This is a genomic window from Arsenicicoccus sp. UBA2120 (assembly GCF_002330965.1).
In the GTDB taxonomy this organism is placed as follows: Bacteria; Actinomycetota; Actinomycetes; order Actinomycetales; family Dermatophilaceae; genus Arsenicicoccus; species Arsenicicoccus bolidensis.
Genome location: NZ_DCYC01000109.1, coordinates 1 through 26739 on the forward strand (window position 1 = coordinate 1; position 26739 = coordinate 26739).

General features: G+C 72.9%; 23 protein-coding genes. 13 read left to right on the forward strand and 10 right to left on the reverse strand.

What is annotated here, in order from left to right; translation table 11 throughout:
* Window positions 1–18: 18 nt before the first annotated feature.
* Genes B2P18_RS18380 through B2P18_RS18390 form a run of 3 tightly spaced genes read right to left on the reverse strand, consistent with a single transcriptional unit; the run spans window position 19 to window position 3689 of the window.
* On the reverse strand, window positions 19–1395 hold the full coding sequence (locus tag B2P18_RS18380) for a S1C family serine protease (protein ID WP_286961867.1): 1377 nt from the start codon (window positions 1393–1395) through the stop codon (window positions 19–21).
* A 45-nt stretch (window positions 1396–1440) separates the two neighbouring features.
* Window positions 1441–2988, reverse strand: coding sequence for a sensor histidine kinase (locus tag B2P18_RS18385; protein ID WP_286961869.1), 1548 nt, complete (start codon window positions 2986–2988; stop codon window positions 1441–1443).
* Complete coding sequence (locus B2P18_RS18390; protein ID WP_029212484.1) at window positions 2985–3689, reverse strand: response regulator transcription factor; 705 nt, start codon at window positions 3687–3689, stop codon at window positions 2985–2987. The genes B2P18_RS18385 and B2P18_RS18390 overlap by 4 nt, the downstream gene beginning before the upstream one ends.
* A gap of 318 nt (window positions 3690–4007) precedes the next feature.
* On the opposite strand from B2P18_RS18390, the gene B2P18_RS18395 reads away from it, so the two are divergent.
* On the forward strand, window positions 4008–4937 hold the full coding sequence (locus B2P18_RS18395; protein WP_286961871.1) for a hypothetical protein: 930 nt from the start codon (window positions 4008–4010) through the stop codon (window positions 4935–4937).
* A 168-nt stretch (window positions 4938–5105) separates the two neighbouring features.
* On the opposite strand, the gene B2P18_RS18400 is transcribed toward B2P18_RS18395, so the two are convergent.
* Window positions 5106–6743 (reverse strand): DNA repair helicase XPB, encoded by a 1638-nt coding sequence (locus tag B2P18_RS18400; RefSeq protein ID WP_286960650.1) that lies wholly within the window; start codon window positions 6741–6743, stop codon window positions 5106–5108.
* The gene (locus tag B2P18_RS18405; RefSeq protein WP_286961873.1) at window positions 6743–7210 is read right to left on the reverse strand and encodes a hypothetical protein; all 468 of its coding nucleotides are present in this window, start codon (window positions 7208–7210) and stop codon (window positions 6743–6745) included. Before B2P18_RS18405 ends, B2P18_RS18400 begins: the two co-directional genes overlap by 1 nt.
* A gap of 151 nt (window positions 7211–7361) precedes the next feature.
* On the opposite strand from B2P18_RS18405, the gene B2P18_RS18410 reads away from it, so the two are divergent.
* Window positions 7362–8294: a hydroxymethylglutaryl-CoA lyase gene (locus B2P18_RS18410; RefSeq protein ID WP_286960679.1), complete on the forward strand. Its 933-nt coding sequence runs from the start codon at window positions 7362–7364 to the stop codon at window positions 8292–8294.
* A gap of 76 nt (window positions 8295–8370) precedes the next feature.
* Here B2P18_RS18410 and B2P18_RS18415 read toward each other — a convergent pair whose 3' ends face one another.
* Window positions 8371–9939, reverse strand: a complete 1569-nt coding sequence (locus B2P18_RS18415) for a carboxyl transferase domain-containing protein (RefSeq protein ID WP_286961875.1) — start codon at window positions 9937–9939, stop codon at window positions 8371–8373.
* A gap of 49 nt (window positions 9940–9988) precedes the next feature.
* Window positions 9989–12277 (reverse strand): helicase-associated domain-containing protein, encoded by a 2289-nt coding sequence (locus B2P18_RS18420; RefSeq protein ID WP_286961895.1) that lies wholly within the window; start codon window positions 12275–12277, stop codon window positions 9989–9991.
* 200 nt (window positions 12278–12477) lie between these two features.
* Here B2P18_RS18420 and B2P18_RS18425 point away from each other — a divergent pair, with 200 nt between their 5' ends.
* The 4 genes from B2P18_RS18425 to B2P18_RS18810 all read left to right on the forward strand — a co-directional run bounded on the left by B2P18_RS18425 (window position 12478) and on the right by B2P18_RS18810 (window position 16830).
* A complete protein-coding gene (locus tag B2P18_RS18425; RefSeq protein ID WP_019284332.1) occupies window positions 12478–14106 on the forward strand; it encodes an AMP-binding protein in 1629 nt (542 codons plus the stop codon).
* Between the two features lie 21 nt (window positions 14107–14127).
* The gene (locus B2P18_RS18430) at window positions 14128–15066 is read left to right on the forward strand and encodes an aldose 1-epimerase family protein (RefSeq protein ID WP_286961878.1); all 939 of its coding nucleotides are present in this window, start codon (window positions 14128–14130) and stop codon (window positions 15064–15066) included.
* A gap of 105 nt (window positions 15067–15171) precedes the next feature.
* Entirely contained in the window at window positions 15172–15570 is a 399-nt protein-coding gene (locus B2P18_RS18435) for a cold-shock protein (RefSeq protein WP_029211906.1), read from the forward strand.
* Window positions 15571–15573: 3 nt separating this feature from the next.
* A complete protein-coding gene (locus B2P18_RS18810) occupies window positions 15574–16830 on the forward strand; it encodes a DUF3027 domain-containing protein (protein WP_313536190.1) in 1257 nt (418 codons plus the stop codon).
* A 202-nt stretch (window positions 16831–17032) separates the two neighbouring features.
* On the opposite strand, the gene B2P18_RS18445 is transcribed toward B2P18_RS18810, so the two are convergent.
* On the reverse strand, window positions 17033–17275 hold the full coding sequence (locus tag B2P18_RS18445) for a DUF2530 domain-containing protein (RefSeq protein WP_019284327.1): 243 nt from the start codon (window positions 17273–17275) through the stop codon (window positions 17033–17035).
* Window positions 17272–18204 (reverse strand): MFS transporter, encoded by a 933-nt coding sequence (locus B2P18_RS18450; protein ID WP_376783749.1) that lies wholly within the window; start codon window positions 18202–18204, stop codon window positions 17272–17274. The genes B2P18_RS18445 and B2P18_RS18450 overlap by 4 nt, the downstream gene beginning before the upstream one ends.
* 131 nt (window positions 18205–18335) lie before the next feature.
* Here B2P18_RS18450 and B2P18_RS18455 point away from each other — a divergent pair, with 131 nt between their 5' ends.
* The 7 genes from B2P18_RS18455 to B2P18_RS18485 all read left to right on the forward strand — a co-directional run bounded on the left by B2P18_RS18455 (window position 18336) and on the right by B2P18_RS18485 (window position 25205).
* Entirely contained in the window at window positions 18336–19832 is a 1497-nt protein-coding gene (locus tag B2P18_RS18455; protein ID WP_286961881.1) for an NCS2 family permease, read from the forward strand.
* A gap of 276 nt (window positions 19833–20108) precedes the next feature.
* The gene (deoC, locus tag B2P18_RS18460) at window positions 20109–20762 is read left to right on the forward strand and encodes a deoxyribose-phosphate aldolase (protein ID WP_286961882.1); all 654 of its coding nucleotides are present in this window, start codon (window positions 20109–20111) and stop codon (window positions 20760–20762) included.
* A gap of 252 nt (window positions 20763–21014) precedes the next feature.
* On the forward strand, window positions 21015–22256 hold the full coding sequence (locus B2P18_RS18465) for a sensor histidine kinase (RefSeq protein WP_286961897.1): 1242 nt from the start codon (window positions 21015–21017) through the stop codon (window positions 22254–22256).
* Window positions 22244–22888, forward strand: coding sequence for a response regulator (locus B2P18_RS18470; RefSeq protein ID WP_286961884.1), 645 nt, complete (start codon window positions 22244–22246; stop codon window positions 22886–22888). Before B2P18_RS18465 ends, B2P18_RS18470 begins: the two co-directional genes overlap by 13 nt.
* Before the next feature lie 55 nt (window positions 22889–22943).
* Entirely contained in the window at window positions 22944–23393 is a 450-nt protein-coding gene (gene soxR, locus B2P18_RS18475) for a redox-sensitive transcriptional activator SoxR (protein WP_286961885.1), read from the forward strand.
* A gap of 67 nt (window positions 23394–23460) precedes the next feature.
* Entirely contained in the window at window positions 23461–23910 is a 450-nt protein-coding gene (locus B2P18_RS18480) for a MarR family winged helix-turn-helix transcriptional regulator (RefSeq protein ID WP_286961887.1), read from the forward strand.
* Window positions 23907–25205 carry an MFS transporter gene (locus B2P18_RS18485; RefSeq protein ID WP_029211898.1) on the forward strand — a complete coding sequence of 433 codons (1299 nt, stop codon included), beginning with the start codon at window positions 23907–23909 and terminating at the stop codon, window positions 25203–25205. Before B2P18_RS18480 ends, B2P18_RS18485 begins: the two co-directional genes overlap by 4 nt.
* A 156-nt stretch (window positions 25206–25361) precedes the next feature.
* On the opposite strand, the gene serC is transcribed toward B2P18_RS18485, so the two are convergent.
* Window positions 25362–26483: a phosphoserine transaminase gene (gene serC / locus B2P18_RS18490; protein WP_286961889.1), complete on the reverse strand. Its 1122-nt coding sequence runs from the start codon at window positions 26481–26483 to the stop codon at window positions 25362–25364.
* Window positions 26484–26739: the final 256 nt, after the last annotated feature.

Consider the following 26739-nt stretch of genomic DNA (forward strand, 5'->3'; position numbering starts at 1 on the left):
GTGACGACCTGAGGTAGGTCACTGGGAGGACTTCTCGGCGAACGTGATCTGCACCTCGCGCCGCTCGCCGCCCCGCAGATAGGTCACCTTGGCCGTGTCGCCGACCGTGCGCTCGCGCACCTGGGCCACCAGCGCCAGCGACCCCGTCACGGGCTCGTCGTCGATCGCGATGATCGCGTCCTGGGTCTTGAGTCCGGCCTTGTCGGCGGGCGACCCCGAGACGACGTTGGCGATGACGGCGGCCACGCGCTGCCCGCCGCCGTCCTTGACCATGGCCGGCTTGGACGAGACGCCCATGAACGCGTGCTGCGCCTTGCCGTTCTTGATCAGCTGGTCGGTGATGGAGTTGACCTCGTTGACCGGTATGGCGAAGCCGATGCCGATCGACCCGGCCTGACCGCCCGTGGACGACCCCATCGAGGCGATGGAGGAGTTGATCCCGATGAGCTGGCCGTCGGCGTTGACCAGGGCACCGCCGGAGTTCCCGGGGTTGATGGGGGCCGAGGTCTGGATCGCGTTGGTGACCACCGGGTCGGCGGCCTGCTGCCCGAACAGGCCACCGTCCTGCTGCCCCTGCGAGGACCGGTCTGTCGACACGGGCCGGTTGAGGGCGCTGACGATGCCGGTGGTCACGGTGCCGGACAGGCCGAGCGGGTTGCCGACCGCCATGACGGGCGCGCCCACGGCGATCTGGTCGGAGTTGCCGATCGCGATGGGCTTGAGGCCCTTGACGTCGCCCTGCAGCTTGATGACGGCGAGGTCGGTCGACGGGTCGAGCCCGACGACCTTGGCCTGGTAGGCGCGCTGGTCGTCGAGGGTCACGACGATCTGGGCGCCCGACCCGATCTCGCCGACGACGTGGTTGTTGGTCACGATGTGACCCTGGTCGTCGAGGATCACGCCCGAGCCCTCGCCACCGCTGCTGCCGCTCTGCACCGAGATCGACACGACGCTGGGGGAGACGGCCTGGGCCGTGGCCTTCCAGTCGGGGGCGTTGGTGCCACCCTGGTTGAGAGGGGCCTGCGTGTTGCGGGCCGGGTTGGTGGTGGGCGCCGTGCGGGACACGCTCGTCGTGCTCTGCCCGTCACGGCCCGCGAACAACGCGTACGTCCCCCCGCTCGCCAGTGCCGCCGCGGCCACGGCCGCCGTCGGCACCTGCCACCAGCCGGACCGGCGACGCCGGGGTGCCGCCGGGCCCGAGCCACCACCCTGGCCGTATGCCGGCCCGCCGGCTCCCGAAGCCCCCGGCTGACCGGGGGCGGCATAGGGGTTGGACGACCCGGGTTCGGCGACGCGCGGGATCTCCTGGGTGGAGCTGTGGCGGGGGATCTCCTGCGTGTGCTGCGGGTCGCCCTGCGTCGGGGACGGCGAGCCGGGCTGGTGCTGATCGTTCATCGTGACTCCTCGGGGGCCTGAGGTCTCGAAGGGTGGTCCATCGACCTAGGCCGATGCTGGTGCGTCGCTGTGGGGTTGCTGTGGATCGGTGGGGAGGCGGACCCGGAAGGTCGCGCCGCCGCCGGGCGTGGGGACGATCGTGACATCTCCGTGGTGGGCACCGGTGATGGCGGCCACGATCGCGAGTCCGAGCCCGGTGCCACCAGGATGGTCGGTGCGGCCACGGGACGGGTCGTTGCGGAAGAACCGTTCGAACACCCTGTCCGACAGCTCGGGGTCGATCCCCGGTCCGTGGTCGCGGATCTCGATGGTGGTCCACGCGTCGCCATCCTGCCCGTCGCCGTCGCCGTCGCCGTCGCCGTCGCCGTGGCCGACGGCCAGCTCGATCGGCGTGCCGGCGGGGGTGTGGTTGATCGCGTTGCCGACGAGGTTGGTCACGAGCTGCCGCAGCTTGGACTCGTCGCCGCGCACGGGGTTGGCGTCGATGGGGCCGTGCAGGCCGACCATCTGGATGTCGCGGTCCGGCGCCAGGGCGCGGGCGTCCTGGGCGGCGTCCGCGAGGACCACCGTGAGGTCGACCGAGGTGAACTCCATGGGTCGCTGCTCGTCCAGGCGGGCCAGCGACAGGAGGTCCTCGACCAGGGCGCCCATGCGCGTGGACTCGTCCTCGATCCGCTGGAACACCTGCCGCACGTGCTCGGGCTGGGTCACCGCGCCCTGGCGGTAGAGCTCGGCATACCCCCGCACGGCGGCCAACGGTGTCCGCAGCTCGTGCGAGGCGTCGGCCACGAACTGCCGCATGCGGGTCTCGCTGGCCTCGACGCGCTGGAAGGACCGCTCGATGTGGCTGAGCATGACGTTGAGGGAGTCCGACAGGCTGCCGACCTCGTCGTCCGCGGACCGGGCCGGCACGCGCCGGGTCAGGTCCCCGCCAGCGATGGCCTTGGCGGTGTCCTCGATCTGGCGCAGCGGGCGGAAGGCGCGACGGATCGCGAACCACCCCGCGATCATCAGCGCCGTGACCGCCGCCAGCCCGATGAGCAGCGAGAAGATCATCACCTGGCTCGTGGTCTTCTCCACCCCGCGCATCGACACGGCGACGGCATAGGTCCCGGAGTCGCCGTCGATCTTGTCCGCGATCACGCGCCACCGCTGGTTGCCGTCCTTGGACCGCACCTCGAAGATCTGGTGGGTCACGACCTCGGGGGAGTCCATCGCGAGGCGAGGGATGTCGGGGTGCTCCGCCTCGGTCTGCGGCTGGAAGGGGATGGGTTTGCTGGACCCGTTGGGGAAGAACACGACGGCGTAGTTGGTCGGGAAGTTGTCGAGCTCCTGCTCGTTGGCGATCGCGCCGAGGGCGCTGGCGCCGAGCGCCCCGGCGCTGAGCCGCAGCTCCTGGTCGGTGCGCTGCAGGAGCTGACGCTCCAGCAGCCAGGTCGTCGCGCTCGTCGTCAGCGTCAGCGCACCGGCCATGAGCACCACCAGGATCAGGACCAGCCGGTGGGTGAGCGGCATCCGCTGCAGCCACCGGTGGACCGCGAGGCCCACGGTGGTCTGGGGCCGCAGCAACACCCGTCCGGCTGGATGGCTCACGAGATCTCGGGAGGCAGCCGCAGGACGTAGCCGACGCCGCGCTTGGTGTGGATCAGCGGCGGCTCGATCGAGTCGACCTTGCGGCGCAGGTAGGAGATGTAGGACTCGACGATCCCGGCCTCGCCGCGGAAGTCGTAGTCCCAGACGTGGTCGAGGATCTGCGCCTTGGACAGCACCCGGTTGGGGTTGAGGATCAGGTAGCGCAGCAGCTTGAACTCGGTGGGGGAGCAGTCGATGACCTTGCCGGCGCGGCGGACCTCGTGCGAGTCCTCGTTGAGCTCCAGGTCGTGGAACCGGATCGTGCCGTCCTCGGGCTCGTCCTGCCGGGTGCGACGCAGGACGGCGCGGATGCGGGCGACGACCTCCTCGAGGCTGAACGGCTTGGTGATGTAGTCGTCGCCGCCGATCGTCAGCCCCTTGACCCGGTCGTCCACCGCGTCGCGCGCGGTGAGGAAGACGATGGGCACGTGGCGGCCGGCCTCGCGCAGCTTGGTCGTGACGGTGAAGCCGCTCATGTCGGGCAGCATCACGTCCAGGACGACCAGGTCGGGCTCGTGCTCCTCCGCGAGGACCAGAGCGCCCCCGCCATCACCGGCGGTGTACACCTCGAATCCCGCGAATCGCAGGCTGGTCGCGAGGAGCTCACGAATGTTGGGCTGGTCCTCGACGACCAGCAGTCTGGCTTCGGGCGTAGTGGTCACGCCGTCAAGTCTGACCGCTCACGCTGGAAGGTTCCTGGGAGACCGCTGGACCACCAGGCCGTATGCCGCCCGCCCCGGCCTCGATCGTTGCGACTCCGGACGGGCGTGTGGCGCGATCCCATCGAGGGGTCGCAGATGAGCGCGACACGCCGTGGAACGCCACAGGTGCGTCCCCTCGACCTGGGTGTTGAGGCCACACGGCTGGCGGGAGCAGCGTCATACGGTGCTTGTCCACAGGCTGACGCGCTCCCGCCGCCTCCGTCCACAGGGGGCGAGCGGGCCCATCCGTGATGGTGACGACGAGTGCATGCTCGCGCCATGGACGAGCTGCCCCGCCACCTGACGTCGGCCGAGGCCCGCCGATCAGGCGTCACGAGAGCGACCCTCACCGCGTCCGGGCTCGTGCGGACCCACCACGGTCTCTGGGCCGCTGACCTCCCCACCACGCTCGACGAGGCGATCGCCCAGGCCGGTGCCGTGATTCGGCGTCCCTGGGCCGTGTGCGGCTGGTCGGCGGTCGAGCTCCTGGGGCTCCCCGACCGGAGGCCGTGGCAGCCGGGGGACCCCGTGCACGTCTGCGTGCCGACCGCCGCGGGGCGCGTGCGGCGTGAGGGGATCGTGTCGCGCAAGGGTCTGGAGCGCCGCAGGGTCGTGGACGTGAGTGGGATCCCCCTGGTCGCCGGGATCTGGGCTGTCGCAGACGTGCTGACGGACCCGCTCGCCACGCACGAGGACCTCGTCCGGCTGTGCGACGGCTACCTCCACCTCGGCGGAACGGCCGGCTCCCTGGTGGCGCTGGCCTCCCTCGGTCGGCGAGGAGCGAGCCGCTTGCGTGGGGCCCTGCGCGACACGAGGCACGGCGCGGAGTCCCCGCGCGAGACCGACCTCAGGCTCCTCCTGGCGCAGGCTGGTCTGCCAGAGCCGGAGCAGCAGGTCCGGCTGGTGGACGCGGACGGAGCGACGGTGTGCCGGTTCGACCTCTACTGGGAGGAGTTCGCGCTGGGCGGTGAGTTCGACGGCGACGGTCACCGCACGCAGCGCGGACGCTGGCGCGGTGACCGCAGGGCGGATCGGCGGGCGCTGCTGCTCGGGCATCGCAGGCTGCGCGTGACGTCGGACGACCTGATGCCGGACCGGCGGCACGAGACGGTGGAGGAGTTCCGCACGTCGATGGTCCCTGTCCGCGCCCCGGTGGGGGGACGGCTGGTGCGAACGGTCGACTCCTCGCCGCTGGTGATGCCGTGGTGACGTCTGACCGCGCATCGAGGGGACGCAAAGGCGTCCGGCACGCCGTGGAACGCGACATCTGCGTCCCTTGGACGGGGACTGGGACGGGGACGGCGCGTGCGGAAGTGTGGCGGGGACGGGGGACGGCGGATGCGGACGTGCGGGTGGGGTGGGGTCAGGTCGGACGGGTCAGGGGAGGTCGCCGGCGTCGACGATCGTGTAGGCATAGCCCTGCTCGGCGAGGAAGCGCTGACGGTGCGCCGCGAAGTCGGCGTCGACCGTGTCGCGCGTGACGACCGTGTAGAAGTGCGCCGTGCGCCCGTCGCCCTTGGGGCGCAGCAGCCGGCCGAGGCGCTGGGCCTCCTCCTGACGCGACCCGAACGTGCCCGACACCTGGATCGCGACGGAGGCCTCGGGCAGGTCGATCGAGAAGTTCGCGACCTTGGACACCACGAGCAGCGAGATCTCCCCGGTGCGGAAGGCCTGGAACAGCCGCTGCCGCTCCTTGACCGTGGTCGAGCCGGTGATGATGGGGGCGTCCAGGCGAGCGGCGAGCGTCTCGAGCTGGTCGAGGTACTGCCCGATGACCAGCGTGGGCTCGCCCGCGTGCCGCGCCACCAGGCGCTCCACCACCGCGTCCTTGGCGTCGGCGCACGACGACAGGCGATAGCGCTCGTCCGGCTCCGCCACGGCGTACGCCATCCGGTCCGCGTCGGGCATGGTGACCCGCACCTCCACGCAGTCGGCCGGGGCGATCCAGCCCTGCGCCTCGATGTCCTTCCAGGGAGCGTCGTAGCGCTTGGGGCCGATGAGCGAGAAGACGTCGGACTCGCGGCCGTCCTCGCGCACGAGGGTCGCGGTCAGCCCCAGCCGTCGGCGCGCCTGCAGGTCGGCCGTCATGCGAAAGATCGGGGCCGGGAGGAGGTGCACCTCGTCATACAGGATCAGCCCCCAGTCCCGGGCGTCGAGCAGCTCGAGGTGGGGAAAGATGCCCTTCCGCTTCGTCGTGAGCACCTGGTAGGTCGCGATCGTGACGGGGCGGATCTCCTTGCGGGCGCCGGAGTACTCGCCGATCTCGTCCTCGGTCAGCGACGTGCGGCGGACCAGCTCGTCCCGCCACTGCCGCGCGGACACGGTGTTGGTCACCAGGATCAGCGTGGTGGCCCGGGCACGCGCCATGGCGCCGGCCCCGACGAGGGTCTTGCCCGCCCCGCACGGGAGGACCACGACCCCGGACCCGCCGTCCCAGAAGCCGTCGATCGCCTGCTGCTGGTAGGGGCGCAGCGCCCAGTCGCTCTCGTCGAGGTCGATCGGGTGCGCCTCGCCGTCGACGTAGCCCGCGAGGTCCTCGGCGGGCCAGCCGACCTTGAGCAGCTCCTGCTTGAGGTGGCCCCGCTCCGAGGGGTGCACCACCACGGTGTCGTCGTCCACGGCGTCACCCAGCAGAGGGCGGATCCGCTTGTGCCGCAGCACCTCCGCGAGGACGGCGCGGTCGGTCGTGCGCATCACCAGGCCGTGGTCGGGGTCCTTGGCGAGCGTCAGCCGGCCGTAGCGGTCCATCGTGTCGGCGACGTCGACGAGCAGGGCCTGGGGGACGGCATACCGGCTGTGGGTGAGGAGGGCGTCGACGACCTGCTCCGCGTCGTGGCCGGCGGCGCGGGCGTTCCACAGGCCGAGGGGTGTGACGCGATAGGTGTGCACGTGCTCGGGGGCGCGCTCCAGCTCGGCGAACGGCGCGATCGCCCGGCGGGCAGCCTCGGCCCCCGGGTGGTCGACCTCGAGCAGGAGGGTCTTGTCGCTCTGGACGATCAGGGGACCGTCGGGCATCAGACGGCGGCCGGGGTCGGGGTCAGGGCCGGCGAGGGGGTCATCGACGGCAGGTCCGCCTGCTCCACGAACCACAGGAAGCCCGCGACACCGGCGATCAGCAGGACCACGCCGAGAACCACGTTGAGCACCAGCACGATCCACCCGATGTTGGCCAACCGGTTGGCGCGCCGCGGGTCGTTGCCGTGCTGGGCGAGACCGATGATCCCGAGGATCGCGCTGGGCAGTCCGACGATGAAGGCCGTCGACAGCACCGCGAGCACGCTGACCACCGTGAGGACGATGGCGTTGACCGGGGCGCCGGGGGAGGGAGAGCCGTATGCCGGCTGCCCGTAGGCCGGACGACCGTAGGCGGGCTGGCCGTATCCCTGCTCGTACCCCTGCTGGCCGTAGCCGGGCTGAGCGGGGTGACCACCTTCGGCATACGAGCGTGGTGTCTGGTCGTCGGCGGGTGGCTGCGGGCTCATCGGTGCTCCTCGGTCGGTTGTGACGTCAACCCCACGTGGCGCTGGTTGCTTCCCAGGAGGCTAGCGGGGTGGGGCAGGATGGGGCTGGATGCTCGACGGCGACATGACGGCGCCGGGCACGAGGACGTCGACGCCGACGCTAAGGAGCGAGATGCGCCAGCCCCAGCACGAGCCGATGACCGGTGCGCCGGACCGCGTGACGATCTACGAGGTGGGTGCGCGCGACGGGTTGCAGAACGAGAAGTCGATCGTCCCCGTCGACGTCAAGGCGGAGTTCGTGCGGCGGATGCTCGCCGCCGGGCTCGAGACCGTCGAGATCACGAGCTTCGTGTCGCCGCGGTGGGTGCCCCAGCTGGCCGACGCCGCCGACCTCGTGAGCGCGCTCGGGGCGGACGCGCTCGGCACCCAGCGGCCCGTCCTGGTGCCCAACGAGCGGGGGCTGGACCGGGCGCTCGACCTGGGGGTGTCCTCGGTGGCGATCTTCGGGTCCGCCACCGAGACCTTCGCGGCCAAGAACCTCAACTCCACGGTGCTCGACCAGTTCACGATGTTCGAGCCCGTCTCCAAGCGCGCCAAGGACGAGGGGTTGTGGCTGCGGGCCTACGTGTCGATGTGCTTCGGCGACCCCTGGGAGGGCGACGTGCCGATCGACCAGGTCGTCGACGTGTGCGCCCGCATGATCGACCTCGGCGCCGACCAGCTCTCGCTCGGCGACACTATCGGCGTGGCCACGACCGGGCACGTGCGGCGGCTCCTCGATGCTCTGGGGGAGCGCGGGATCGGGTCGGATCGGATCGCGGTGCACTTCCACGACACCTACGGCCAGGCGCTCGCGAACTCGCTCGAGGCGATCCGGCTCGGGGTGCGGACGATCGACGCTTCGGCCGGTGGGCTCGGGGGCTGCCCGTATGCCGAGTCGGCGACCGGCAACCTCGCCACCGAGGACCTCGTGTGGGCGCTCCACGGGATGGGCGTCGAGACCGGCGTCGACCTCGAGGCGTTGGTCACCACGTCCGTCTGGATGGCCGAGCAGCTGGGCCGCCCCTCGCCGTCTCGCGTGGTCACGGCGCTGTCGGGCGGCTGACCCGACCTGCGCCCCGCATCCCCGGTCCCGGCCTCGGCGAGAGGGCAGGAGTCGTCGCTGCGGGCCTTGGCCGGAGCTAGCTCTGGGTGGCCAGCTCGATCGTGAGGGCCTCTGCCATGGCTCGGCAGAACGCTCGCGGGTCCTGGTCGGCCGGCACCGTCTCGGGGACGATCCGGTGGGCGATCCCTGCCTCGACGAGCTGGGGCGCGGAGATGCGCTGACGCAGGGTCATCTCGGGGGCGTGGTCCGGGGTGCCGTGGACGATGACCGAGGCGCCCTCCGGTGGCAGCGGTGACAGCCAGCCGTGCTCGGCCACCACGACCCGACGCGCGGGCAGCATCGCGAGAGCCCCACCGCCGCAGCCCTGCCCGAGCAGGAGCGCCACGCTGGGCACCGTCAGCTGGGTCATGTCGGCGATGCAGCGGGCGATCTCGCCGGCCAGCGCGCCCTCCTCCGCCGTGACCGACAGGTCGGCGCCGGGGGTGTCGATGACCGAGACGAGGGGGAGCCCCAGCTCCTGGGCGAGGCGCATGCCACGTCGGGCGGAGCGCAGGGCGGCGGGCCCCATCGACTGCTTGGCCTGGTTGCGGCGGTCCTGCCCCACGAGGACGCAGGGATCTCCGCCGAACGACGCCAGCGCGAGCATGAGCCCGGCGTCGTGCTGCCCCTCGCCGGTCCCGGAGAGCGGGAGGACCTCGTCCGCGGCATACCGGAGGAGCTCTCGGACGCCCGGACGACGAGGTGAGCGAGTGATCTCGACGGACGCCCAGACCTGCCTGGACTCCGTCGGCGCAGGCCAGGCCCGCCCCTCCCCACCAGGATCGTGAGCGTCTCGTCCAACATTCTTGGAGGAGACGCTCACGATCTCGGGGGTCGCGGGGGTCGCGGGGGTCGCGGGGGTCGCGGGGGTCTCGGGGGTCTCGGGGGTCTCGGGGGTCTCGGGGGTCGCGGCCGCGTCGTCGCGGCGGTGGGGGTGCAGCAGGCGCAGCACCCGCGCGGCGACGGTCGCGAGCTCCTCGGACGGGACGACCGCGTCGATCACGCCCTTGTCGACGAGGTTCTCGGCGAGCTGCACGCCCGCGGGGAACGGTTCACCGTTGAGCGCCTCGTGGACCTTGGGCCCGAGGAAGCCGACCAGCGCACCGGGCTCGGCGACGGTCACGTGGCCCAGCGACCCCCACGAGGCGAAGACGCCGCCGGTGGTGGGGTGCCGCAGGTAGACGAGGTAGGGCAGGGCCGCGGCCTTGTGGTCGACGATGGCCCGCGAGATCGTCACCATCTCGACGAACGCCGGCGTGCCCTCCTGCATGCGGGTGCCGCCCGAGGCGGGCGCGGCCACGAGCGGCAGCCGCTCGGCGGTCGCTCGCCGCACGGCCGCCGTGATCCGGGCCGCTGTGGCCGCGCCGATCGAGCCCCCGAGGAACCGGAACTCGCCCACGACGACCGCCACCGGGAGCCCGTCGATCAGTCCGCGGCCGGTGAGCACCGCCTCGTCGACCCCGCTGCGCTCGGTCGCGGCGTCGAGCTCGGCGGCGTACTCGGAGGAGATCCCGGCGCGGTCGGGCGGGGTGTCCCACGAGACGAAGCTGCCGGGCTCGACAACGAGGTCGATCAGCTCGAGGGCCCCGGGGCGCTGCGGCGTCATGGAAGCTCCTTCGGGGGAGGAGGGGTGCGCGCCCGCGACGATAGCCAGGTCAGGCCTCGGACACACCCGTGATGCGGTGGAGCGTGAGAATCCTCTCGACGTTGCTCGTCCCCGCGGTGCCGTAGACGCGCCCACCCTCCACCCGCCGCGGGTGGAAGAGCAGCGTCGTGGCGCCACCGTCGGGCCCCACGTGGCTGAGCCGCACGGGACGGCGGTCGGCGACGGCCTCGCGCAGGACGCCCAGCACCACCGCAGGGTCCGTGCCGCCCTGCGACGGGTCGCCGTCGGCCCGTGCGTCGACCCCGGCCTGCCCTGCGCGGAGCAGGGCGACCAGGTTCTCGGCATACGGGCGGTCGACGACGCTGGTGAGGGTCGAGGCCGGTGGGCGCCGACGAGGAGGTGTCCGGCGGGCCGACCCGGCGGGGACCGCGACGACGCCGTCGGCGGTCTCCGCGGCGGGCGCGAGGCCGTGGTCGCGCAGGGTCGCGAGCAGGACGTCGCCGCTGACCGGGCTGACGAGCACCGTCGGGGCGATGCGACGCAGGCCCAGCGGGGCGAGGGCCGGGGCGGCCAGGATCGCGTCGAGGGTCACGGGGTCCTCGCTGCGCACGTATGACGCCGCCGCCGCCACCCGGAGCTGGCCGTGGCGCCGGGTGACGTCGTTGACGAGATAGGTGAGCGGCTGGGGCACCGGCGTGGAGCTCGCTTCGGCGAGGGCGTCGAGGAGCTGCTCGGCGGTCCAGCCGGCGTCGAGGGCCCGGCGCACGGACGCCTCGGTGAAGCGGTGGACGGTGGCCCCGCCCCGCGACTCGACGTCTGCGGCGAGGCGCAGCAGCCGGGCCAGCGCGCCCTCGACGCGGCCGGGAGCGACCGCGGTGAGGTCGGCCTGCAGCAGGATCTCCTCGACGGGGGCCGGCAGGTGGGCGTGCATGGCCTCGGCCGCCGAGCCGACGTCGGGAGGGGTGGAGGCCACGAGGGTGCGCCCCGCGGCGCCCAGGGCACCCCGGCCCGTGACGCCGAGCCACTCGGCCTCGCGGACGACCGCCTCGACGACCTGCTCGAGGTCGGCGACCCGACGCAGCGGCCGGCGCCAGCGCATCCGCTCGACGAGCCCGTCGACGGTGGGCGCGGACCAGGCCGGCAGCTGGGCGAGGTCGGCGAGGACGTCTTGGCGGAGCCCGCGGACCGGCGGCCAGTGGGCGTCGGGCGAGAGGGCGTTGATCGGCGAACCTCCGCGCTCCGCAGGCGAACCCACGAGGTGCGCGGCACGGGTCGAGCGCAGCCACGCGTCGGCCAGCACGGCCCAGCGGGCGGGCGGCGACTGCTGCAGCCAGTCGTCGTAGGCCGGCGTCGGCGCCCACACCGGGTCGAGCGCGCCGTCGTCGGCGAGCAGCCCGGCGGCGTGCGCCACCTCCACGACGAACGCCGCCCGCTCGACCGGCAGGTCCAGCGTCGACGCCAGGGCGCGCAGGTCGCGGACGGCCAGCCCGCCGGCGCGCAGGACGCGCGGCGGGCGTTCGCCCCACCGGGTCGCCGTCTCGTCGACGAGACCCAGCAGCTCGCCTGCCGCCCCACCGGCGGCGAGGTCGACGACGGTGGCCGAGCGGGTCGTGAGGGCGACCTGCGGGGGGTGCAGCGCGACGTCCTGCAGCAGCCGCCCGCCGCGCAGGTGCAGGGCGACCTCGCGCGGCAGCACCAGCTCGCCCTCGCCGTGGGGGTGCAGCAGGCCGCGCTCGGTCAGCCAGTCGAGCGCCTGCCCGGCCGCACCGCTCGGCCGGCCGCCCGGCTGCCGCGCCACGACGCCGCTGGACCACGTGAGGCGGTCGAGGACGGCACGAGCAGCCTCCGGCGCCTCGGCCAGCACCGCGTCCAGCGCGGCGGGCGTGGCGAGGGCGTCCCGCGTGGTGCCGCGCAGCGTCGCGAGGGAGGGGCCGAGGCCTCCGGGACGCGGTCCGAGCAGCTCCGCCACCGTGCGGGCGACGGTGATGCGGTCGGCGGATCGCCATACGAGAGCGAGGGACTCGAGACGGGACAGGATCTCGACCAGGGAGCCGGAGCCGCGGTCGGTCCCCAGCCAGGTGGCCGCCTGGTCGACGTCGGCGGGGGAGCCGGTGGCGAGCAGGGCCTCGAGGACCTGCAGGTGCGCGGTGTCCAGGCCCTCGAGCGCGCGCTGGGTCGAGGCGCGGGTGCCGGAGCGGGCGGCGAGGGCGGTGATGTCGGTCGGCGCCGGACGGGCAAGGTCGGGGCGCGCCACGAGCAACGCGACGAGCTCGTCGTCCGAGCGGCCACGGAGGTCGTCGGCGAGGCTGCGGGCGCGGGGCGCGTCGAGGCGGGGCATCACCGTCCAACGTTAAGACCTGCCGCGGGCAGGTACATCGACCTGGGGAACGAGGGCCGGTCGATGAGTCCGCCGGGGGCGGGTCTGTCGTCGAGGTCGGGCCGATGTGCCCACCTGAGGTAGACCGCTGGTAGCGCGCCGCGCACCGTTCGGCGCGCCATCCCTTGCCGCCACCGGCGCGGCGCACGAGACTGCGAGCCATGACGGCAACGACGCTCTCGTACACCTCCGGCATCTCCGACACCCCGCTCCTCGGCGAGACCATCGGGCACAACCTCGAGCGCACGGTCGCGCGGGTCGGTGACCGGCTGGCCCTCGTGGACGTGCCCAGCGGGCGGCGGTGGACGTATGCCGAGCTGGACGCCGCCGTCGACGAGGTCGCCAAGGGCCTGATCGCCGCAGGGCTCGGGCACGGGGACCGCGTGGGCATCTGGTCGCCGAGCTGCCCGGAGTGGACGATCGTGCAGTACGCCACCGCCAAGGCCGGCGTGGTGCTCGTCAACATCAACCCGGCCTATCGCGCCCACGAGCTCGAGTACGTCGTCAAGCAGTCCGGCATGCGCATGGTCGTGAGCGCGGTGTCCTACAAGACCTCGACCTACCAGCAGATGCTCGAGTCCATCCGGCACGACTGCCCGGACCTGGAGCGCGTCGCCTACCTCGGCGAGCAGTCGTGGGAGGACCTGCGGGCCGGGGGTGCCGCCGTCGGAGACGAGGACCTCGACGCGCGGATGGCCGAGCTGTCCGCCGACGACCCGATCAACATCCAGTACACGTCGGGCACCACGGGCTTCCCGAAGGGCGCGACCCTGTCCCACCACAACATCCTGAACAACGGCTTCTTCGTCGGCGAGATGATCCGCTACACCGAGCAGGACGTGGTCTGCATCCCGGTGCCCTTCTACCACTGCTTCGGCATGGTCATGGGCAACCTGGCGTGCACCTCCCACGGCGCGGCGATGGTCATCCCGGCGCCGACCTTCGACCCGGTCGCGACCCTGGAGGCGGTGTCCCAGGAGGGCTGCACCAGCCTCTACGGCGTCCCCACGATGTTCATCGCCGAGCTCGGGCTGCCGGACGTCGACCGCTACGACCTGTCGACGCTGCGCACGGGGATCATGGCCGGCTCGCCCTGCCCGGTGGAGGTCATGAAGAAGGTCATCGACCGGATGAACATGGCCGAGGTCGCCATCAACTACGGCATGACCGAGACCTCGCCGGTCTCCACCTCCACGCGCACCGAGGACGACCTGCGCCGCCGCACCGAGACGGTCGGCCGCGTCATGCCGCACCTCGAGGTCAAGATCGTCGACCCCGCAACGGGTCGCACCGTGCCGCGCGGCGAGACGGGCGAGCTGTGCACCCGCGGCTACTCGGTGATGCTGGGCTACTGGGGACAGCCGGACAAGACCGCCGAGGCGATCGACGCCGCCCGCTGGATGCACACGGGCGACCTCGCGACGATGGACGAGGACGGCTACTGCGCCATCGTGGGCCGGATCAAGGACATGGTCATCCGCGGCGGCGAGAACGTCTATCCCCGCGAGATCGAGGAGTTCCTCTACACCCACCCCGACATCGCGGACGTGCAGGTGATCGGCGTCCCCGACAAGAAGTTCGGCGAGGAGCTCATGGCCTGGATCATCATGCGCGAGGGCGTGCCCGCGCTGACCGTGGACGGCGTCCGCGAGTTCTGCACCGGACAGCTCGCGCACTACAAGATCCCGCGCTACGTGCACATCACCGACAGCTTCCCGATGACGGTGACCGGCAAGATCCGCAAGGTCGAGATGCGGGACCGGGCGACCGAGCTCATCGAGCAGGGCTGATCGGCGCCTAGGGTGGCGGGCATGAGCGAGCAGGTTCTGCCGAGCGGCGAGCAGTGGACCATCCGGCACGGCGAGCACGAGGCCGTGGTCACCGAGGTGGGAGCGACCCTGCGGTCCTACACGTATGCCGGACGGCCCGTGATCGTCGGGTCGCCGCAGGACGCGCCGGCCCTGCATGCGCGGGGGACCGTGCTGATCCCGTGGGTCAACCGCATCCGCGACGGGCAGTACACCTTCGACGGCACCGAGCGGCAGCTCGCCCTGTCCGAGCCCGCCCGGCACAACGCGCTGCACGGCCTGGTGCAGTGGCTGCCGTGGTCGCCCGTCCGCGTGGAGGACGACCGGGTGACCCTGCGCGCACGCCTGCACCCGCAGCAGGGCTGGGACTGGACCCTGGACCTGCAGCTCGACTACCACCTCGACGACGACGGCCTGACCGTGACGCCCACCGTCACCAACGTCGGCGACGCCACCGCGCCGCTCGGCGTGGGGGCGCACCCCTACCTGACGGTGGGGGAGGACCGGGTGGACGACCTCGAGATCCGGTGCCCCGCTGCGTCATACGTCGCCGTGGACCCCGACCGGCTCCTCCTGGCCGACGACACCGTGGCTGCCAGCCTGCGTCCCGTCGAGGGCACGCCCCAGGACCTGCGCGACGCCGTCGTCGGCGACCGCGACCTCGACACCGCGATGACCGGCCTCACCGCGGACGACGACGGCCGGTGGCGCATCACCATCGCCCACGGCGGCCGCAGCACGACCCTGTGGGCCGACGCCGACGCCTTCCCCTGGACGCAGGTCTACACCGGGCACGACCTCCCCGAGGGCTACGCGCGCACGAGCGGCCTGGCGGTCGAGCCCCTCACGGCGGCGCCCGACGCGTTCCGCACCGGCGAGGACGTCGTCCGGCTCGATCCAGGCCGCGCGTGGTCGGCCTCGTGGGGCCTGACGCCTCGTTGAACCGTTAGCCTGGTGGGCAGGACACGTGCTCCGAGAGCTCCACGTGCCTTGACGCCGACCCCGCACACGGGCCGGCCCACGACGAGATCGACACGAGGTGGACCAGTGCCAACGGGCAAGGTCAAGTGGTACGACACGGACAAGGGCTTCGGCTTCCTGGCCGACGACGAGGGCGGAGACGTCTTCGTCCACGCCAACGCCCTGCCCGAGGGGACGACCACCCTCAAGCCCGGCACCCGCGTGGAGTTCGGGATCATGGACGGCCGGCGCGGGGCGCAGGCCCTGTCGCTCACGATCCTCGACCAAGCCCCCTCGGTGACGCGCAAGCTCCACGAGAAGAAGCGCAAGCCCGCTGACGAGATGGTCGAGATCGTGGAGGACACCATCAAGCTCCTCGACGGCGTCTCGATGCAGCTGCGCAAGGGGCGCTACCCCGACGCGGCCGGGTCCACCAAGCTCGCCGCCGCCCTGCGGGCCATCGCCGACAACTTCGACGGGAGCTGACCGATGGCCACCATCAAGCCCGACACGACGCTGACCGCGGCGGTCGACCTCGCGCGCGCCGCCGCCGAGAGCATCGCCGAGGCGGGGGCCGTGGGCGACCACCTGGCCGTCGTCATGGAGGGCGAGCGGGTGGCCACGCACCAGTTCGCTTGCCTGTCAGCGGGATACCCCGACTGGCGGTGGTCCGTCACCGTCACCCGCGTCTCCCGGTCCAAGCACGTCACCGTCTCCGAGACGCACCTGCTACCCAGCGACACCAGCATCGTCTCCCCGGCCTGGCTGCCGTATGCCGAGCGCATCGCCCCCGGCGACCTCGGCCCCGGCGACATCAACCCGTACGTCGAGGAGGACCCCAACCTCGAGTACGGCTTCGAGGCGACCGGGGACGAGGACGTCGACCGGATGGCCCAGTGGGAGCTGGGTCTCGGCCGCAAGCGCGTGCTGTCCGCCGAGGGCCGCGAGGACGCCGCCCAGCGCTGGTACGACGGCGACAACGGCCCCACCGCCGAGGTCGCCGTCAAGGCACCCGAGCGCTGCTCGTCCTGCGGCTACTTCCTGCCGATGGCCGGTGCGCTGCGCCGGTCCTTCGGGGTGTGCGCCAACGCGTGGTCACCGTCGGACGGCCGCGTCGTCGCCCTCGACCACGGCTGCGGCGCGCACAGCGAGGTCGACATGCCGACCAACGACCCCCGCCCGCTCGACCCGCCCGTGGTCGACGACCTGGCGGTGGACCTCGAGGTCGCGCCGGCCGTCGAGCTGACGCTGGCCGAGAGCGCCGAGAGCGCCGAGAGCGCCGAGAGCGCCGAGAGCGCCACGAGCACGGACGAGGCGCCGACCGCCTCCGACGTCGCGTCGAGCACCGACGTTGCCGGTGACAGCGCAGCCGAGGTGCAGCCGGAAGCGCAGGCCGCTCCCGAGACCGACTCGTCCGAGAGCGCCAGCAGCGCTCTGGAGACGGCGTCGCTACCCGCCGCCGAGCCCGGGGCCGCGGAGTCGCCCGCCCCCGACCCCGAGCCCGAGCCCGAGGTCGCGAGCGAGGCCACAGCGTCGGCGGCCGCCGCCGACGGTGTTCCGGAGCCGGAGCCGGAGCCGGAGCCGGAGCCGGAGCTCGAGCCCGAGGTCAAGGCCCCCGCCCCTCGCCGTGGTCGGCGCGGGTCGCGTCGCGCCGCCGGCGCCCCCGCGGGTCCGGCGACGCCGCGCACCGACCCGGCGACCGACGCCGCCGCCCAGCGGGTGGCCGAGCTCGCCGGCGACGCCTGAGCAGACCCGCGACACGGGCCGTCACCCCGGCCGCACGTGGGTCGCAGGGTCTCTTCCCCGCAACCAAGTGCTGCACATCGAAGCGACCTCGCGAGAGGGGTCTGTTGCGGCACAACGGAGCTCGGCAAGCTCCTCGGCCGATGTGCAGCAGTTGTGCACCCGGGCGACGCCCGAGCGCTGGGCGGACTCCGGCGCGTCGCCGTCAGGCGCCCTTGTCGGCGCCGCGCCCGCTCCTGACGTAGGCCAGGCCGAGCACGCCGAGCGCGATCCCCGTCACGCAGGCCCACGGCCACCAGGCGCGCCCGTCGAGGTGCAGCGACGGCACGACCAGCACGACGAGCAGGGCCACGACCCACAGCCAGGTGCCGAGCGCCACCACGCGATCGGTGCGCACGCGCATCGCCGGCACGGTGGTCGGGTCGATCGGGGGCCGCTGGTCGGTCACCCCTGCAGGCTAGCGCCCGGGCCCGTGCTCGAGGGGGACGGGCCCGACGGGGACGTGCCCGAGGGGGACATCGACGAGGTGGTGGCTCGGGCGTGGTGCTCGTGCGACTCCGGGGTCCGGGCAAAGCGCAGCGCCCCGCCGAGCAGCAGCACCGCGGACAGCACCAGCCCGGGCCAGTAGCTCCCGTCCGGGGCGCGCAGCGCGTAGAGCAGCGCGACGTAGACCACGGCCGCCTGCCCGCACAGCTGGACCAGGCCGTTGGACGTGCCCTCCGGCGTCGGCCAGGTGACCTCGGCGGCATACTGCATGCCGATCGGCATCAGGCTCACCAGGCAGAACCCGAGCAGGAAGGCCGCGCCGAGCAGCCCCGCGAGGGAGCTCGCGAGGGCGACCCCGACGACGGCGGGAGCGGCGAGCGCGAGCCCCGCCACGAGGAAGGGCACCCGCCGGTCGAGGCGATCCGACCAGGCCGACGACGAGACCGACCCGATGACCCCGCCGAGCAGCATGGCGGCACCGACGTTGCCGGCGTCGGTCGCCGAGAAGCCCCGCGGGGCAACGATGTCCGCGACCCACTGCGTGATCCCCTTGAAGACGCCCATCCCGATGAAGATCGCCAGCAGGTAGCGCCGGAACGGCCCCACCGACAGGGCGTGCCGCATCCCGTGGGTCTCGAGCTCGCGCTCGGTGAGGTCGACCGGGACGCCGGCGGGGCGGTCGGTCACGAGCAGGGGATAGGCGATGCCGGCGACCAGCGCCGCCATACCGATCCCGAGCTGCAGCGGCCCGATGACGCCGGGACCGTGCGCGTCGACGAGGGCCGTCGGCAGGACCATCCCGATGGCGGTGCCGACCAGGTTGGCGAGGGTGACCAGACCGATCGCGGTCGCGCGCTCGCGCCTCGGGAACCAGCGCGGCGCCACCGACACGTGACCCGCGGGTAACTGTGCGGCGAGGCCGCCTGACGCGCAAGGCATGCCCGGCCCGCGTCACCCGGGTGCCTGACCGACTGGTGGCGGGGGCGCGGACGGCATACGGCCCGCCGGTAGGATCCGGGGACATGACGCAGGCCCCCTCCCGCCGCCCCCGCAACGCGCCGCCCGCCAGCGGGCTCGACCGCTACTTCCGCATCACCGAGCGTGGCTCGTCCGTCGGCCAGGAGGTGCGCGGCGGGATCGTCACGTTCTTCACGATGGCCTACATCGTGGTGCTCAACCCCCTGATCATCGGCACCGTCCCGGACTCCACGGGCGGCTTCCTCGGCGGGGGAGACCCGGACCGGGCGCGCATGCTCGTGGCCGCCGGCACCGCGCTGGTCGCCGGGCTCATGACGATCCTCATGGGCGTCGTGGCCAACTTCCCGCTGGCCCTCGCGACGGGGCTGGGGCTCAACGCCTTCCTGGCCTACGGCGTGGCCCAGATGCCGCAGATGACCTGGGCCGACGCGATGGGCCTGATCGTCCTCGAGGGCATCATCATCCTGGTGCTCGTGCTGACGGGCTTCCGCAAGGCCGTCTTCCACGCGATCCCCGCGCAGCTCAAGACGGCGATCTCGGTCGGCATCGGTCTGTTCATCACCCTCATCGGCCTGATCGACGCGGGCTTCGTGCGCAAGCCGGCCGGCCCGACCCCGGTCGAGCTGGGCATCGGCGGCTTCCTCAACGGGTGGCCGCTGCTGACCTTCGTGGTCGGGCTGTTCCTGATCATCGCGCTGATGGTCAACCACGTGAAGGGCGCCATCCTCTACGGCATCGCCGGGGCCACCGTGCTCGCGATCGTGCTGGAGGCGGTGCTGCACATCGGCTCGCAGACCGGTCCGGGCGGCAAGATCGTCAACCCCACCGGGTGGGGCCTCAACGTCCCCACCCTCCCCTCGAACCCCTTCGCCCTCCCGGACTTCTCGCTGGTCGGTGACTTCAACCTGCTCGGGTCGTTCAGCAAGATCGGGTTCGTGTCGGCCGTGCTGCTGATCTTCACCCTGCTGCTCGCCGACTTCTTCGACACGATGGGCACGATGGTCGCCATCGGCGGCGAGGCGGGCCTGCTCGACGAGGAGGGCAACCCGCCCAGCTCCCAGCGCATCCTGGTCGTGGACTCCGTCGCCGCCATCGCCGGCGGCATGGGCTCGGTCAGCTCCAACACGTCCTACATCGAGTCGGCCGCGGGTGTCGGCGAGGGCGCTCGCACCGGACTCGCGTCCGTCGTCACCGGCATCATGTTCCTGCTGGCGACCTTCCTGTCACCGCTGGTCGCGGTCGTTCCCTACGAGGCCGCGACCCCGGCGCTGATCGTGGTGGGCTTCCTGATGATGCAGCAGGTCACCGGCATCGACTGGGACGACATGGAGATCGCCATCCCGGCCTTCCTCACCATCGTCCTGATGCCCTTCTCCTACTCCATCTCGGTCGGCATCGGCGCGGGCTTCGTGGCCTACGTCGTCGTCAAGACCGCCCGCCGCAAGGCCCGTGAGATCCACCCGCTGCTGTGGATCGTGGCCGCGCTGTTCGTCCTCTACTTCTGCATCACGCCGGTCAAGACGGCCCTCGGCGTCGCCTGAGCCCCGCGCTCACCGGGTCCGCGCCGCCGCCCCCTCCGCTTCCGCCCCGCCCCGCCGCCCCCTCCGGGCGCCATTGGTCACCACTGATCTTTTGGAACGTTCATATCGCCTCCGGGACGCGATTGGTGACCAATGGCGTGTGAGCGGTGAGCGGTGAGCGGGGTGGGCGACGTGAGCGGTGGGCGACGAGCGGGGTGGGCGCCGATGGGGTGGCGCGGAGACGGGGTGGCGGGCGGGTCGGCATACCTGCTCACCTCTCCCACTAGGGTGAGCCGTATGACGCAGCTGACTCGCTCCCAGGTCGCGCAGATGGTGGACCACACCCTGCTCAAGCCCGAGGCCACCGCCGACGACGTCCGCGAGCTCGTGGCCGACGGCGAGCGGCTCGGGGTCTACTCCGTGTGCGTCTCGCCGTCGATGCTGCCGCTGTCGACCTCCGTGGCGGTGGCCGTGGTGTGCGGCTTCCCCAGCGGCAAGCACACGTCCGCGGTCAAGGCTGCGGAGGCTGCCGAGTCCGTGCGTCTCGGTGCCGCAGAGGTGGACATGGTCATCGACGTGGGTGCGGCCGTGGCGGGAGACTTCGACGCGGTCGAGCGTGACATCGCCGCCGTCCGCGAGGCCACCCGCGGCGCCGTGCTCAAGGTCATCATCGAGTCCGCAGCCCTGACCGACGAGCAGGTCGTGGGGGCCTGCCAGGCTGCCGAGGCGGCCGGCGCGGACTACGTCAAGACGTCGACCGGGTTCCACCCCAGCGGTGGCGCCTCGGCGCACGCCGTCCGGATCATGCGCGAGACCGTCGGCGACCGGCTCGGCGTCAAGGCGTCCGGCGGCATCCGCACCGCCGAGGCGGCGCGCGAGATGATCGAGGCGGGGGCCTCGCGCCTCGGCCTGTCGGGCACCGCGGCCGTGCTCGACGGCTTCCCGGAGTAGTCGGCCCGGGCTAGCCCGGCTGAGCCAGACGTCGGGCTAGCCCGGCTGAGCCGGACGTCGGGCTAGCCCGGCTGAGCCAGACGTCGGGCTAGCCCGACAAGTAGGACGCCAGGCAGCGGGATGGGGCTCTGACCGGGGGGTTCGTAGCGTGGACGACATGATGACAGACACCTCACCCGCTCGCCGCGAGACGTCGCCCAGCACGTCCGCCACCTCCACCACGTCCGCCACGTCCACCAGGCCGACCTGGACCTGGTCGCCGACCCGGCTCATCGCCGACAGCGCCTACCTGCTGGTGGCTTCCCGCTCTATCTCGCCGCCTTCATCCCGATCGTCGTCCTGCTCGCCGTGGGCGGCGCGACCATGATCCTGGCGGTGGGGGTGCCAGTGGTGATCGCCGGGCTCGTCCTCGCGCAGGGCACGGCCGCCGTCGAGCGGGCCCTGCAGCGGTCGCTCCTCGGCGCCAGGCTCCCCGAGCCCGTCGTGGTGGCCCACCCCCGCGACCCGGGCGTCGTCGGACAGGTCACCTCGCTGTTCCGCGACCGGCAGCGGTGGGGCGACGCGGTGTTCTCGCTGCTGGCGTGGGCACCCACCTGCGTCTTCTGGTCGGTGGCGCTCTCCTGGTGGGTGACGATCCTGGCCGGGCTGTCCTATCCCGCCTGGCAGCGCTACCTGCCCGAGGACCAGCTGGGTGACGGCATGGCCACGTGGCTCAACCTGCCGGACGAGTACTGGGCTCACGCCCTATGCAACGTCGCGCTCGGCCTGATGCTGCTGGCCCTGGCGCCGATCGCGATGCGGGGCCTATCTCGTGCCCAGGCCGGCGTCAACGGCTGGCTCCTCGAGGCGCCGACCCGGACCTTGCGGCTGGAGCAGGCCCATCGCCGGCAGCTCGCCGACACCCGCGAGGGCGAGCTGGGCACGCTTCAGCGGCTCGAGCGGGACATCCACGACGGCGCGCAGCAGCGGCTCGTCCGGCTGCAGATGGACCTCGCGCGGGCCGAGCGGCAGTGGGACCGCGCCCCCGAGGCCGCTCGCGGCCTGCTCGCCTCGGCCACCGAGCAGGCGCACGTTGCCCTCGACGACCTGCGGGCCGCCACCCGGGGCATCGCGCCGCCCGTCCTGCTCGACCGCGGCCTGGCCGCCGCCCTGGAGGAGCTCGCCGGCCGCGCCGCCATCCCCACCCGCCTCAGCGTGGACGTGCCGCGGGTCAACCTCGGCTACGAGACCGCGCTCTACTTCTGCGTCACCGAGGCCCTCGCCAACGCCGCGAAGCACGCGAGCGCCACCCGCGTCGACGTCCGCGTCCACGTGGACGGCCCCTGGGTCGTGGCGGAGGTCGAGGACGACGGCGTCGGGGGTGCGCACCTCGGCAAGGGCACCGGCCTCGCGGGCCTGGACCGGCGCCTGGCAGGTCTCGGGGGCCACCTGACGGTGACCTCGCCGCAGGGCGGGCCCACCGTCATACGGGCGGAGGTGCCGTGCGTGTCGTGATCGGAGACGACTCCGTGCTGCTGCGCGAGGGTCTGCAGCTCCTGCTCGCCGACGACGGCCACGAGGTGGTGGCCACCGTCGGCGACGGTCCGTCGTGGGTCGCGGCCATGCACGAGCACCGGCCCGACCTGGGGATCGTCGACGTCCGTATGCCGCCGACCCACACCGACGAGGGGCTGCGCGCAGCGGTCGAGGTGCGGCGATCCTGGCCCGGCGCAGCGGTGCTCGTCCTGTCGCAGTACGTCGAGCGGTCGTACGCCGACGACCTGCTCGCCAGCGGCACCGGAGGCGTCGGCTACCTGCTCAAGGACCGGGTCAGCGACATCGACGGCTTCCTCGGGGCGCTGGATCAAGTGCGGGCCGGCTCCACGGTCATCGATCCGCAGGTGGTGAGGCAGCTCATGGCACGACCTGGCGGACCCGGGCCGCTCGCGCAGCTGACGCCGCGCGAGCGTGAGGTGCTGGGCCTGATGGCCGAGGGCTGCACCAACGCCGCCGTCGCCGCGCGGCTCGTCGTGACGGAGGGAGCCGTGGAGAAGCACACCCAACGGATCTTCGCCAAGCTCGGGCTCGGCCCGGACGACGGCCAGCACCGACGGGTGGCTGCGGTCCTGACCTTCCTGCGCGGCTGACCGGCATGGTCCATGATCGTGGTCCGGGGACGTCGAGCCGGGTCGAGGTGAGGACATGCTGAGGACGCACGACCTGATGCAGATCGGCGAGGTCGCGCGCCGCAGCGGCCTGGCACCGTCGGCGCTGCGGCACTACGAGACCCTGGGGCTGATCGCGAGCACGCGCACGGCGGGGGACCGGCGGCTCTACCAACGGTCGGTGCTGCGGCGGCTGGCCGTCGTGCGGGCCGGTCAGCGGGTGGGGCTGACCCTGGAGGAGATCCGGGCGTCCTTCGAGTCGCTGGCGCCGGACAAGGCGCCGACCCGGCAGCAGTGGGCGCGCATCTCGCGGTCGTGGGCACCCTTGCTGGACCGGCGGATCCGCGAGCTTGAGCAGGTGCGCGACAACCTCGCGGGCTGCATCGGGTGCGGGTGCCTGTCGATGCGGCAGTGCTCGCTCTACAACCCTCAGGACACCCTCGGCGAGGGTGGGGGACAGGGGGCGCAGCGGCTGCTGCCGCAGTAGGGCTGGCTGGGGAATCAACGGCGACAGGTCATCGTTAGCCAAGGTAATGAACTAGGCTAAGGAAACGATGAACCTGGACACCCTCACCGATCACCCCGCCGAGGCCGACGACCTCGCCCACCTCGCCAACGACCTGCGCCTCGCGTGCCAGCGCATCAGCCGCCGCATCCGCTACGAGGGCACCCACGACGTCGCGCCCCACCAGGCCAGCGTCCTCTTCCGGCTCGAGACCCCGCGCACGCCAGGGGAGCTCGCCGAGATCGAGCGCGTCAGCGCCCCCAGCATGACCCGCACCGTCGGGTGCCTCGTCGACGCCGGCCTGGTCCGTCGTGACCCGCACCCCACCGACGGCCGCCAGGTGGTCGTGTCGCTCACCGCCGAGGGCGAGTCCCTGGCCCAGGCGATCCGCCGCCGCCGCGACTCGTGGATGGCCAGCCGGCTCGAGGGGCTGACCCCCGAGCAGCGCGCCGTCCTCGCCGAGGCCGCCCCGCTGCTGCTGGAGGTGGCCGGACGATGAGTGCCACCTTCGCCTCGCTGCGCGTCCCCAACTACCGCACCTACTTCTTCGGCGGGCTCGTCTCCAACGTCGGCACCTGGATGGGCCGCGTCGCCCAGGACTGGCTCGTCCTCACCCAGCTGACCGACCACTCGGCGTCGGCGCTCGGCGTCGTGACCGGCCTGCAGTTCGCGCCGGTGGTGCTCCTGGCCCCGTGGGCCGGGGCCGCCGCCGACCGCTTCCCCAAGCGCACCATCCTGCTGTGCACCCAGGCCGCCCTCGGCATCACCGCCGCGCTGACCTGGCTCCTGGTCGTGACCGGCAGCGCCGAGCTGTGGATGATCTATCTGCTCGCGCTCGCCCAGGGCGCCGCCGCGGCGCTCGACAACCCGACGCGGCAGGCATTCGCCTCCGAGCTCGTCGGTCCCGACCTGATCGGCAACGCCGTCGGCCTCAACAGCGCGTCGTTCAACGCCGCCCGCCTGATCGGCCCCGCCGTCGCCGGCGTCGTCATCGGCGCCTGGGGCACGGGACCCGCGTTCGGCGTCAACGCCCTGTCCTTCGCGGCGGTCATCCTCAGCCTGACCCGGCTGCGCGTCGCCGAGCTCCACCCGGCGCCCCTGCGACGGGGCGGCGGCGCCATACGGGAGGGGATCGGCTATGTCCGGCGACGACCGGACATCATGCTGCTCATGTTCATCGTGTTCATGCTCGGCACCTTCGGCATGAACTTCCAGCTCACGATGGCGCTCATGGCCACCACGGTGTTCGGACGCGGCGCCGAGGAGTACGGCCTGCTCGGCTCGATCATGGCCATCGGCTCGCTGTCGGCGGCCCTGCTGTCGGCCCGTCGGGCCCAGCCGCGGCTGCGCGTGCTGCTGCTCGCGCTCGGCGGCTTCACCCTCGCCAGTGCCGCGGCTGCCGCCGCCCCGACGTATGTCGCCTTCGCCCTCCTGCTGATCCCGTGCGGGCTGACCGCGCTCACCGTCATGACGACCGCCAACGCGTCGGTGCAGCTGTCCGTCGACCCGGAGATGCGGGGTCGCGTGATGGCGCTCTACATGGCGATCTTCATGGGCGGCACGCCGCTCGGGGCGCCGTTCATCGGCTGGGTCGGCGACACCTTCGGCGCCCGCTGGACGATCGGCGTCGGGGCCGTGGCCACCGGGATCGCGTGCATCGCGGCCGTGGCCTACATCATGGTGTCGGACGGCGTGCGGCTGCGTCGTCGCCCCGGGAGCCGGCGGCTCGAGGTCGTGCACCCCGAGCAGCTCGAGCCCCACGTCCACGACCTGGCCGAGGTGGTGACCCGATGACCCCGCGCTTCCGCCGCGTGGCGACGCTGATCGTGATCGCCGTGTGCCTGGCCCTGGCGGCCTACGGCTCGCTGGTCCGCTGAGCCCGGTCGGTCCGGTGAGACCCGCCGGTCCGCTGAGCCCCGCCGCTCCTCCCGGACCCGTCGGGCGCTCCCGTCAGAGGCGCTCGACGACGTGCTCGATCGCGCGCATGAGGATCTCGACGTCGTCCGGCTCGACCGCCGGGAACATCGCGATCCGCAGCTGGTTGCGCCCGAGCTTGCGGTAGGGGTCGGTGTCGACGATCCCGTTGGCGCGCAGCACCGCTGACACGCGGGCGGCGTCGACGGTCTCGTCCAGGTCGATGGTGCCGACGACCTGCGAACGGGCGGCCGGGTCCGCCACGAACGGCGTCGCCCACGGCGTGCGCTCGGCCCACGCGTAGAGCCGCGAGGAGCTGTCGGCAGTGCGTCCCGCGGCCCACGGCAGGCCGCCCTGCGCGAGGAACCACCGGACCTGCTCCTCCATCATGGCGATGGTCGCGAGGGCGGGGGTGTTGTAGGTCTGGTCCTTGCGCGAGCTCTCGATCGCGGTCGTCAGCGACAGCGAGGCGGGGATCCACCGGTCGGTGGTGGCCAGCTCGTGGGCACGCTCGACCGCGCGGGGGGACAGCACCGCCACCCACAGCCCACCGTCCGAGCCGAAGGACTTCTGCGGGGCGAAGTAGTAGACGTCGGCCTGGGACACGTCGACCGGAAGCCCGCCGGCGCCGGACGTGGCGTCGACCAGCACGAGCGCGTCGTCGTCCGCCCCCGCCACGCGCTCGACGGGCAGCATCACGCCGGTGGAGGTCTCGTTGTGGGGCCAGGCATAGACGTCGACGCCGGCCTCGGCCGCCGCCGCCGTGCGCGTGCCCGGGGCGGACTCGCGGACCGACGGCTCCGCCAGGTGCGGCGCCTCCCGCGTGACCTGCGCGAACTTGCTCGAGAACTCGCCGACCACCACGTGCTGCGCCCGCTCGCGCACCAGGCCGCACGCGGCGACGTCCCAGAACGCCGTGGACCCGCCGTTGCCCAGCACCACCTCGTAGCCCTCGGGCAGCGCGAACAGCTCCGCCAGCCCCCGACGCAGCGAGCCCACCACGTCGCGGACGGGCGCCTGCCGGTGGGAGGTGCCGAGCCAGGTGGTGGCGCCGGTGACGAGCCGCTGGACCTGCGCCGCGCGCACCTTGCTCGGTCCGGAGCCGAAGCGCCCGTCGGAGGGCAGCAGGTCGGGGGGCAGCAGGATCTCGGAGGTCACCTGCTCATCCTCCCAGCCGTATGCCGGGAGCGCGGCGAGCCTGCCGCGATCCGGACGGGCCCGTCAGGCGGGGTCGGTCCCTGGGTCTGTGAGGCAGGGTCGGTCAGGCGGGGTCGCCCGCGGCGCGCGTGGCGTCGGGTGCGTCGCCGGTCGGACCGACGTCGGCGAGGCGTCGTGGGGGCGGTCCGGCATACCGGGCCGTGGGCCTGATCATCCGCCGGGCCCGCTGCTGCTCGAGCACGTGGGCCGACCAGCC